The organism is Pseudoduganella buxea, from assembly GCF_009720835.1.
Taxonomy (GTDB): domain Bacteria; phylum Pseudomonadota; class Gammaproteobacteria; order Burkholderiales; family Burkholderiaceae_D; genus Rugamonas; species Rugamonas buxea.
Genome location: NZ_WNKZ01000142.1, coordinates 1 through 9,824 on the forward strand (window position 1 = coordinate 1; position 9,824 = coordinate 9,824).

At 68.2% G+C, this 9,824-nt stretch carries 10 protein-coding genes; 4 read left to right on the forward strand and 6 right to left on the reverse strand.

Annotated elements, in window-relative coordinates; all coding sequences use genetic code 11:
* Positions 1-2,715: response regulator (locus tag GM672_RS26155; protein ID WP_155473452.1), on the forward strand; the 2,715-nt coding region annotated here is incomplete at its 5' end.
* Here GM672_RS26155 and GM672_RS26160 read toward each other — a convergent pair.
* The 4 genes from GM672_RS26160 to GM672_RS26175 form a co-directional block, all read right to left on the reverse strand.
* The gene (locus GM672_RS26160; RefSeq protein WP_155473453.1) at positions 2,669-4,267 is read right to left on the reverse strand and encodes a hybrid sensor histidine kinase/response regulator; all 1,599 of its coding nucleotides are present in this window, start codon (positions 4,265-4,267) and stop codon (positions 2,669-2,671) included. The genes GM672_RS26155 and GM672_RS26160 overlap by 47 nt on opposite strands.
* Complete coding sequence (locus GM672_RS26165) at positions 4,260-5,750, reverse strand: DUF7125 family protein (protein ID WP_229427707.1); 1,491 nt, start codon at positions 5,748-5,750, stop codon at positions 4,260-4,262. The genes GM672_RS26160 and GM672_RS26165 overlap by 8 nt, the downstream gene beginning before the upstream one ends.
* Before the next feature lie 169 nt (positions 5,751-5,919).
* Positions 5,920-6,363, reverse strand: a complete 444-nt coding sequence (locus GM672_RS26170) for a hypothetical protein (protein ID WP_155473455.1) — start codon at positions 6,361-6,363, stop codon at positions 5,920-5,922.
* Between the two features lie 72 nt (positions 6,364-6,435).
* On the reverse strand, positions 6,436-6,723 hold the full coding sequence (locus GM672_RS26175) for a hypothetical protein (RefSeq protein WP_155473456.1): 288 nt from the start codon (positions 6,721-6,723) through the stop codon (positions 6,436-6,438).
* A 167-nt stretch (positions 6,724-6,890) separates the two neighbouring features.
* Between GM672_RS26175 and GM672_RS26180 the strand changes: the two genes are divergently transcribed.
* Positions 6,891-7,757, forward strand: a complete 867-nt coding sequence (locus GM672_RS26180) for a MipA/OmpV family protein (protein WP_229417960.1) — start codon at positions 6,891-6,893, stop codon at positions 7,755-7,757.
* Positions 7,758-7,839: 82 nt separating this feature from the next.
* Here the strand turns inward: GM672_RS26180 and GM672_RS26185 are convergent, their stop codons facing one another.
* Positions 7,840-8,310 carry a tetratricopeptide repeat protein gene (locus GM672_RS26185; protein WP_170300257.1) on the reverse strand — a complete coding sequence of 157 codons (471 nt, stop codon included), beginning with the start codon at positions 8,308-8,310 and terminating at the stop codon, positions 7,840-7,842.
* 519 nt (positions 8,311-8,829) lie between these two features.
* Here GM672_RS26185 and GM672_RS26190 point away from each other — a divergent pair.
* Positions 8,830-9,186 (forward strand): Rap1a/Tai family immunity protein, encoded by a 357-nt coding sequence (locus tag GM672_RS26190; protein ID WP_155473458.1) that lies wholly within the window; start codon positions 8,830-8,832, stop codon positions 9,184-9,186.
* Entirely contained in the window at positions 9,183-9,434 is a 252-nt protein-coding gene (locus GM672_RS26195; RefSeq protein WP_155473459.1) for a T6SS effector amidase Tae4 family protein, read from the forward strand. The genes GM672_RS26190 and GM672_RS26195 overlap by 4 nt, the downstream gene beginning before the upstream one ends.
* A 245-nt stretch (positions 9,435-9,679) precedes the next feature.
* On the opposite strand, the gene GM672_RS26200 is transcribed toward GM672_RS26195, so the two are convergent.
* Positions 9,680-9,824, reverse strand: a 145-nt coding sequence (locus GM672_RS26200) for an integrase core domain-containing protein (protein ID WP_155470803.1), incomplete at its 5' end; no start/stop codon positions are given.

Genomic DNA, 9,824 nt, shown 5'->3' on the forward strand with positions numbered 1-9,824 from the left:
CAGGGCCGCGACGGCCCCGCCGTCGTCGTGCTGGACTGCCTGCCCCGCCCCCTGGCCATCGCCCGCCAGGTCCAGCAGGCCTGGCCCGCCTGCCGCCTGCTGGTGCTGGCGCCGCCGGACGCCATCGACGGCCTGCGCGACAGCATCCGCCACACGCCGCTGATGCGCAGCATCACCCTGCTCACCGGACACGACATCGATCCCGCGCGCGAACTGGTGGCGCTGGCCGAGGCGGGGCGCCGGGCCCGCCGCGTGCGCACCACGCTGAACCGCGCCAATGCCCAGATGGCGCCGGCCCGGCCGATCGACGCGACCCAGCTGCGCCGGCTGCAAAAGGCCGAGCGCTACCTCGACACCTTCCTCGATCAGGCGCCCGACGCCGTGATCCTGGTGGACGCCGAGCTGCGCGTGCTGTACTGGAACGACGCGGCCATCCGCTATGCGGTGGGCTATACGGGCAGCCTGCGCGGCGCACGCCTGCAGGACCTGCCGCTGTGGAACGCCGGCGTCGAAGGGGCGCTGGCGGCCGTGCGCACGGGCCGTACGCGCGCCCAGGCCGAGCTGCGCCTGGCCACCCTGCCCGGCACCGTGCTGGAGCTGGTCGCTTCCAGCGTGCGCGAGGACGACGCCACTTTCGCAGGCGCCATGCTGGCGCTGCGCGACGTGTCGGAACGGGAGCGCTCGCTGCAGGTCGAACGGGCCAGCAGCCAGGCCGCCATCGCCAGCGCCCAGGGCCAGTACCTGGAACTGGCCCGGCTGTTCGACCAGGCCCCCGGCTTCATGGCCGTCACGCGCGGGCGCGCCCATGTGTTCGAACTGGCCAACCGCGCCTACTTCGACATCATGGGCGCCGATGAGCTGATCGGCCGCCCCATCGATGACGTCTTCCCCGACCTGACCGGCCAGCCGTTCGCCCGGCTGCGCGACCAGGTCTTCATCACGGGCGAACCCTATGTGGGCCGCAATATGCAGATCAGCTTGCGGCGCGGCCCGGGCGGCGCATCGCAGACACGCTACCTGGACTTCGTCTACCAGCCCCTGTTCGACGGCGCCGGGGACGTCACCGGCATTTTCTGCCAGGGCAATGACGCCACCGAGTACAAGCTGATGCAGGACCTGCTGATCCGCCACCAGGACGACCTGGAACGCCAGGTGGCCGAACGGAGCGCCGAGCTGCAGAAGGCCCAGGCGGCGCTGAACCATGCGCAGAAGCTCGAATCGATCGGCAAGCTGACGGGCGGCATCGCCCACGACTTCAACAATATCCTGCAGGTGGTGGCGGCCAACCTCGAACTGCTGGCGCTGGAGCAGGCCGGCAACACGGCGGCGACGCGGCGCGCGGCCAGCGCCGCTGCCGCCGTCGAACGGGGCGCGCGGCTGACGGCGCAACTGCTGGCCTACGCACGGCGCCAGCCCCTGCAGCCGGTGGCGCTGAACCTGTCGCGCATCGTGCGCGACCTGCACGAGCTGCTGCACCAGGTGCTGGGCAAGGGCATCGATATCGAAACCGTCATCGGCGGCGGCAGCTGGACCACGATGGCCGACCGTGCCCAGCTGGAGAACGTTCTGATCAACCTGGCCGTCAACGCGCGCGACGCCATGGGCGGGCAAGGCATGCTGACCATCGAGGTGGCCAATGCCACCCTCGATACCCAGTACATCGCCGCCCACGCCGACGTGCGTCCCGGCCAGTACGTAATGGTGGCCGTCACGGACAACGGTTGCGGCATGGCACCGGAGACCCTGGAGCGTGCGGTCGAACCGTTCTTCACCACCAAGCGCGAAGGCGAAGGCACGGGCCTGGGCCTGTCGATGGCCTTCGGCTTCGTCAAGCAGAGCGGCGGGCACCTGAAGCTGTACAGCGAGCCGGGCATCGGCACCACCGTCAAGATCTACCTGCCCCGCACGCATCGGCCGGAGCATGTCGAGCCGCGCCCGGCCAGCGGGCCCGTGGTGGGCGGGCGCGAAGCCATCCTCGTGGTCGAGGACGACGAGGCCTTGCGCCAGGTGGTGGTGGAGCAGCTCACCGCCCTCGGCTACGCCGTGCTGCGCGCGGCCGACGCGCAGACGGCATTGACATTGCTGCAGAGCGGCGTCCACGTCGACCTGCTGTTTACGGATGTCGTCATGCCCGGGCCGCTGCGCAGCACGGAGCTGGTGCGGCACGCGCGCGCGCTGCTGCCGTCGATCGGCGTGCTGTACACCTCCGGCTACACGCAGAACGCCATCGTCCACGAAGGCCGGCTCGATCCCGGCGTCGAGCTGCTCAGCAAACCCTACGCGCGGCCGGACCTGGCGCGGCGCGTGCGCGAAGTGCTGGACCAGCGCCCCGCCACGGCGCCGGCATCAGGGTCCGATGCCGGACCGGTTTCCGGCCCGGCGGCACTGCGCATCGTGGTCGTCGAGGACAACCAGGACGGCCGCGAGATCCTGTGCCAGATGCTCGAGCTGCTGGGCCACGCCGTCACGCCGCTGGCCTCGGCCGATGGCGCCCTGGCCGTGCTGGGCGCGGCAGACGTGCTGCTGACGGACGTGCACCTGCCCGGCCAATCGGGCCTCGAGCTGGCCGCGCAGGCGCTGGCCGCGCGGCCGGGCCTGCGCGTGATCTTCGTTTCCGGCGCCGAACTGCCGGTGCTGGCGTTTCCCGCCGCCCTGCTGCGCAAACCGTTTACGATGGCGCAGCTTGAGGCCGCGCTGGCGGCGCCACGGCCTTGACCTCGCCCGCGCGGCCGGCACGGCGGGGCCGCGGCAGGCGCGCCAGCAGCGCGTCGAGTTCGGCCACGTCGACCGGCTTGACCAGGTAGCCATCGAAGCCGGCCGCCAGCGCACACTGGCGGTCGTTTGCCATGCCGTAGCCGGTAACGGCGATGAAACAGCTGCCGGCCAGCTCGGGGCGGCGCCGCAACTGGCGCGCCAGCTCGTAGCCGTCGATGCCGGGCAGGCCGATATCGAGCAGGCACGCATCGTAGCGGGCATGGGCGGCCAGCGCCTGGGCTGGCGAATGCGCCACCGTGACGGCATGGCCGGCCGTGCCGAGCACGAGACTCAGCGCATCGGCCGCGTCGACGTTATCGTCCACCACCAGCACGCGCAGGGGCGCTATATTGGCCGCCGCAGGCTTGCGCGGCGCGCAGTCCTCATGGGCGTGGCATGGCGCGGCCGCCTCGCGGCGCGGCAGGGTCAACGTGAAGACGCTGCCCCGCCCCGCCCCCGGACTGCTGACGGCGATGCCGCCGCCATGCGACTCGGCCAGGCTTTGCACCAGCGCCAGCCCCAGCCCGAGGCCGCCCTGCGAACGGTCCGGCGTGCGCTCGGCCTGCGAGAACAGCTCGAAGACATGGTCGATCATGCCGGGGGCGATGCCGATGCCGTTGTCGGCCACCTGCAGCACCACCTGCTCGCCCTGCACGGCCAGCGCCACATCGATGGCGCCCCCTTCCGGCGTGTACTTGGCGGCGTTGCTGAGCAGGTTGCTGACCACCTGGATCAGGCGGTGCACGTCGCCCGTCACGGGCGCCGGCGTGGACGGCAGCCGCACGTCGAGCCGGTGATGGCGGCTTGCGACCAGGGGCGCGGCCTGTTCCAGCGCTTCCGTGACGATGTCGCGCAGGTCCAGCGGCACGTGCTCCAGCACGATCAGGCCACGCGTGACGCGGGCCACGTCGAGCAGGTCGTTGATCAGGTGCGTCATCTGGCCCACCTGGCGCGTGATGATGGCGCTGGCCGCCCGCACCTTGGCCGGATCGTCGGCGGCGATGCCGAGCAGGGCGGCGGCCGCGCTGATCGGCGACAGGGGATTGCGCAGCTCGTGCGCCAGCATGGCGAGGAATTCGTCCTTGCGCTGGTCGGCCTGGCGGATCTCGTACTGGCGCTGGCGCGCCCGCAGCGCCGAACGGGTGGCGCTGACCAGCGACTGCGGCCGCACGGGCCGTTCGATCAGGGTCAGGTTGCCCAGGCGTTCGTAGGCGTCGACGGCCCAGGCCGAACGCTCGCCCATGCGCGTGAGGACGAGGATGGGCAGGTCGGACCAGGCGCTCTGGCGCCCCAACCACGCCTGCAGGGCCGTCACCACGTCCGGCGCCAGCACTTCCTCCACCGTCAGCAAGGCGCCGGCGCCTTGCGCCAACGCGTCCCACACGGCGGCCATGCCGTCGCACACGGTGCAGGCCATGCCGGCCTGCGACAGCAGCTGCGCCGTCAGGCTGGCATCCTTGCCGTATGGCGTGCAGACGAGCACGCGCTGCTCCAGGGGCGTAACGTCAACCATCGACAGTCGCCAGGGCCGGCGCCTCGCTGTCGGCCAGCCTGGGGGTGCCGGTGAGGATGCCGCGAAAACCCGTCAGCACGGCGCCGATCTCGACACCGCTGGCGGCGATGCGGAAGTGGCGGATCGTGCGCTGGTGCTCGCCGCCCCGCTTCTTGTAGACCGATATAGCCTGGCAGACGGCGCCGCCGGCCTCGAAGTAATGCAGTATGATGATGTTATCGGCCAGGAAGGACGACTCCACTGCCATGCGTTCGGCCGGGGCCGTGTGCTGCAGGCCCACCAGTACGGTGGCCACGCCGGACTGGTTGAGGTAGGTCAGCAGTTCGTGCAGGTGGGTGGCCAGCAGTTTTTCGCTGGGCATCGAACGCTGGAAGCCCTGCAGGCTGTCGACGACGATCATGCGCGCGCCGGCATCGGCGGCGGCGCACACGGAATGGGTGAATTCGCCCGGACTCATCTGGGCCGGATCGATCTGGTGCAGTTGCAGTCGGCCCCGCTCGACGGCTTGGGCGAAGTCGACGTTCCGGCCATGCGCGCGGTGGATGAAGCTGCCGGCCGACTCGTCGAAGATGAACATGGCCACCGGTTCGCCCCGCGCCAGCGCGGCAGCGACCAGCTGCGTCGCCAGCGACGACTTGCCCGAGCCGGACGGCCCTGCGACCAGCGTGCTGGTGCCCTGCTCCAGGCCACCACCGAGCATGTCGTCCAGTGCCGGCACGCCGGTGGAGAAGCGGGCATAGCCGCGGGCCTGGCGCGTCTGCGCCGCCACCAGGCGGGGATAAACCACCAGCCCGCCCGTGACGATGCGGTAGTCATGCAGGCCTTCGGCAAAGGCGACGCCGCGCAGCTTGATCACTTCGATCTGCCGGCGGATACCGCCGTATTCACTGGGAATGCGTTCGAGCGCGATGACGCCGTGGGCCACGCTGCGCACCTGGCGGTCGCCGTCGGAGCCGGTCTTGTCGTCCAGCAGCAGCGTGGTGCAGTTACGGCTGGCAAAGAACTGTTTCAGTGCCAGCACCTGGCGCCGGTACAGCAGCGCGCTGGTGGCCAGCAGCTGCAGTTCGGACAGCGAATCGAGCACGACGCGGCGCGGCCGGGCGCGCTTGACAGCGGCCAGGATATCGTCCGTGGTGGCGCGGCTTTCGACGTCGCCCGGGTGGAAGATAGAGTACTGTTCTTCGGGCTGGAGGATCTGCTCGGAAGGCAGCACTTCATGGATGTCGACGCCTGCCAGCGACCAGCCATGCGAGGCGGCGCTGCCGCGCAGTTCGGCGGCCGATTCGGACAAGGTGATGTACAGCACGCTCTCGCCACGGCGCACGCCATCGAGCAGGAACTGCAGGGCCAGCGTCGTCTTGCCCGAGCCGGGCGCCCCTTCGATCAGGTAGAGCCGGTCGCGCACGAAGCCGCCTTGCAGGATCGTGTCGAGGCCGGCGATTCCACTGGCCACGGTATCCGTGGCCCACACATCGACTGTCACGGCGGCGCCCCTTGTCGTGTCTCCGGTACGAACTATCATACCGGATGGCACGGCGCAAAGCACCTGTTAACAAAGCCCGCGCGGCGCGGCGCCCGCACCGATGCTGCGCCCCCGGCAAGAAGTGGCAGGCCGCAGCGGGGCTAGCGGGCAGGAAGGACGCGCGGCGGTATCAGCCGGCCGCGGTCCACTCGACCAGGCCGGAGCCGGCCTCGGAGACGGCGCGCAGCGATTCCACCAAACGGGCCAGCGACGCCTCGGAGACGGGGGCGATCCACGTGGTCGGCACGAAGCTGCCGTCGCCGGCCGGATAGGCGATCGTGCAATGGAAGCGGTAGTTCGGCGGCTTGAAGCCGTCGAAGCCGATCAGCACGCGGGGCTGGTCCGGCTGGCCGAACGGCAGCTCGCCGGTGGGCTCGGCCGTCTTCGCGGCGATCCGCGACAGGGTGTCGTGCAGGTCTTCGAACTCACCGGGACGGGCATTGACGGCCGCGTTCATCGTCGTGCCGGCCTTGTCGACCACGGTGAATTGCAGGTCGCGGTTTTCCTCTGGGAAAGGCGCCAGTTCGATGCGCAGCGACACGAGCATGCGGCGCTCCTGGGTTGTAACGGTCATGGTAAAGTCTTTCGTTGTTGAAATATTTACAATGGTACCGCATTCAACCCGGAGTGCGAAGGGGCCGTTTGCTCAGCTGGAAGATTGCTGGTTGCCCGCCGCCGTTTCCACGCCGGTCGGATCGCTGGGACGCCCGCCGCCGGACAGGCTCTGGGCGTCTTCCCCGTGCTGCTCCCCTTTGCGCTGCTGGGGCCGGTCCGACTGCTCGCTGCCGTTCCACGGCGTGCGCACGGCCTCGTCATACCCCTTGTCCGATTCGCTGCGGGTGTCCGCGTCGATGGCATTGGCGGCGTCGATACCGGCTTGTACGGACTGGTCGAGCGAACGGCCGCCATTGGTGTCGTTGGTATTGTTCGGCATGGTGATCTCCTGTTGACGTAATGACTCCAGCGTAATCCATGCGGCCCGCGGCGGGGATAGGCGCACCGGCGCGGTGTTTGTAGGACAGCGGAGATCGTGGGCGCCGCCAGCCGGCCATGGTAAGGTGGCTGCATCGTTCATTGTCCCGTGTCCGAAGGAAGAACTCCATGTCCCGACATCTTCACGGCCCACTCATGTGGCGGCGCATCGGCAGCGGCATCGCCCTGCTCGCCGCGATGGCATCGGCCGGCGCGGCAGCGGCAGCGACCGTGGCCGTCCCCGCCCTGCCCTTGTGGGAAATCGGCGTCTTCGGCGGGGCCGCCGCCACGCCCGCCTATCCGGGTGCCGACGACCGCGCCGGGCGCGCGCTGCTGCTGCCTATCGTGATTTACCGGGGCAAGATCATCCGCGCCGACCGCTCCGGCGTCAACGCGCGGCTGATCAACAGCGACCGCATGGAGCTCGACCTGGGCTTCGCACTGTCGCTGCCGTCCCGCTCGGACGACGTGGACGCCCGAGCAGGCATGCCGGACCTGCACTCGCTGCTGGAATTCGGCCCACGCCTGAAGGTGCTGCTGGCCCAGCCCTCGCCCACCAGCCGTGTCCGGCTGGAGCTGCCGCTGCGCATGCCCCTGGAACTGGGCAACGGTTTCCGCCGCCAGGGCCTCGTGTTCGAGCCCCGCGTGGTCTACGAGACGGGCGACGGCACCGGCAAGTGGCATGCCGACGCCAACCTCGGCGCCGTGTTCGGCAATGCCCGGCTCAACTCCTATTTCTACGACGTCGCCCCGCGCTACGCCACCCCCACCCGCCCCGTGTACGAAGCATCGGGCGGCCTGATGATGACGCGGCTGGGCATGAGCCTGTCGCGGCGCATCACGCCCGACTGGCGCGTATTCGGCTTCGCCCGCTACGACAACCACAGCCACGCGGCCAACCGGGACAGCCCCCTGTTCCGCAAGACCAGCGGCGTTTCCGTGGGGGCCGGGTTCACGTGGACCTTGCACCGGTCGGCGGCGCGGGCTTGGGAGTGAGAGTGCGTGATAATGGATCGGCGGTGCTAGTAACTGCTGTCAGGGGCTGGCGGACAAGCCAGCAGGGCGCCAGCGCCGTTCTTCACCTGTCGGCATGAGCCGCTGCCGGCGTGGCCGCATGTTCCCTGATCGTCAAAAGTAATTGCTCGGCACGCCTGAGCGCTTCGGTGCGCGCGGATGCCGACAACGAACCGGCGACCTCGGCCGACTGGCGTTCATACATCGCCACCTTCGCGCGCGGGACGATCCACTCACCGTCGATGCGGGCGATGTACTTCGCAGCCGGTGCGTACCAGGCGGCCGCCTGGATCATGTCGACGTCCACGCCTTGCCCCAATCGATACATGATACCCAGGCTGTAGATGGAATTGTGTTGACCGCTCAGCGCGGCACGCTGGAACCAGGTCATCGCCTGGGCATAATCCTGCCGGACATCCCGGCCGGTCGCATAGTGGAAGCCGACCGAATGCATCGCCCCGATATCGCCTTTCTCGGCCTCTGCGAGTGCTCGGGTGAGCCCGGTGGCGCTGGCGCAAAGGAATAGGAACGACATGGCCGCTACGCGGCAGCAGTTGTGAAGATTAGGCATGTCATTGAACTGTTGGGGCAACTGGGTATTGTCGGGGGGGCGGCGATTTTGCTGGCCCCGCCGTTCTGGAACTTGTCCGGGAGACGCAGGATAAGCCGGCCCGCCGGTGGCTCGGCGGCATGGAACCCATCGCCGGTAACGCGCCGTCCGCCCACCCGCAGGCGGACTAGGAGCACTGGCAGTCCAACCCAGCGCTGCGTGGCCGAGGAGCAGTTTTTGGAGAGTCTACTGCATTCATAGGCGCCTTGATATTGCACATGCATACAATACGCCAGGGCGCGTCGGCCATCTTGGATGGACAGCACGCCTCGGCTTGGCCCCGGATGCTCTTGCGCCCTATCATATTGAGCTCTGGCGAGACACCGCGAACCCACTCCACACCGACCCTGCCACAATGCACTGACGAATTTTTGCGGAGGTACCCATGATTCCTTGCATCGTATCAAATGCCGAGCAACGCGGCGTTCCAGCGAGAGCGAAAACATGAGGGCGCTGCTCTTCGCACTCTTGCTCGCCACGCATGCTGCTGCCTCGTGTGAAGCAGCCTACCGCCCCGCCATGACTGGTCAGAAGCTGGTGCTCGACATGCTGGCCGAGCCGGGTGTCGGGCGCAACTCCATGCTGCGGGAGCGAGCGATGGGCTACATCGACGGGGTAATGGACACGGTGGCCGGAAAAACCTGGTGCCCGGTTGGCAAGGCTGTTCCGCATGAGCTGAACTACGCAGTGGTCGAGGATCTTTCACGCCTCAGTGCGGAGAAGCTCAAGGGCGATGCCGCAGCCTTGGTGTTGGGCGCCCTTTCCGCACACTACCCTTGCAAACAGCCAGGAGCAAAATGATGAAGCCGACGTATCAAAAGTTGCGTCAATTTTTCCCCCGCGCCGAAAGCCGGGCTGCCTTGTACGAGACCCTCGGCTGGGGCGACCTGATTGACCACAAGGCCTATGTCGATACCTGTGCGATACGCATGAGCTATGCCCTGCTGCGTTCGAACGTCACACTGCCGGGGGCGAAGATGCGCGTAAAGGCCGGCCCGGTGGAGGGACGCTATATCGAACAGCGCCAGGCGGCACTCTCCGCATCCTGAAAAAGGCGTGGGGAGCACCCGAGGTCTACAAGGGCGGCCGCGCCGCGCAGGAGGGCATCGCCGCGCGCCAGGGCGTCGTGTCTTCCTTCAAGATCGAAGGCGGCAATGGCGGCCACATCGACTTGATCGCGATGGGCGAACATGGTTACTTGGACTGTGCACGCAGCTGCTACTTCTCGGCCACCACAATCTGGTTCTGGCCGCTCGGTAATCCCCCCATTTTTAGAGCACGCTAAAAGTAGAGGTTAAGCGGCAAGTGCCAGTTTCTGTTTTGGCGTGATACCGCCGAGCGCCATATTGGGTCGGTCGTGATTGTAGGTCCACAACCAGTTGGCGGCAAATTCCTGGATTTCGTCGAGCGTCTCAAACAGGTGATGAGCGAGCCAGTCA

Excerpts from the sequence above, each read along its gene's own strand:
- GM672_RS26180 (WP_229417960.1), top strand. The coding sequence starts at position 6,891 with ATGTCCCGACATCTTCACGGCCCACTCATGTGGCGGCGCATCGGCAGC.
- GM672_RS26190 (WP_155473458.1), top strand. The coding sequence starts at position 8,830 with ATGAGGGCGCTGCTCTTCGCACTCTTGCTCGCCACGCATGCTGCTGCC.
- GM672_RS26195 (WP_155473459.1), top strand. The coding sequence starts at position 9,183 with ATGATGAAGCCGACGTATCAAAAGTTGCGTCAATTTTTCCCCCGCGCC.
- GM672_RS26185 (WP_170300257.1), bottom strand. The coding sequence starts at position 8,310 with ATGTCGTTCCTATTCCTTTGCGCCAGCGCCACCGGGCTCACCCGAGCA.
- GM672_RS26175 (WP_155473456.1), bottom strand. The coding sequence starts at position 6,723 with ATGCCGAACAATACCAACGACACCAATGGCGGCCGTTCGCTCGACCAG.
- GM672_RS26170 (WP_155473455.1), bottom strand. The coding sequence starts at position 6,363 with ATGACCGTTACAACCCAGGAGCGCCGCATGCTCGTGTCGCTGCGCATC.
- GM672_RS26160 (WP_155473453.1), bottom strand. The coding sequence starts at position 4,267 with ATGGTTGACGTTACGCCCCTGGAGCAGCGCGTGCTCGTCTGCACGCCA.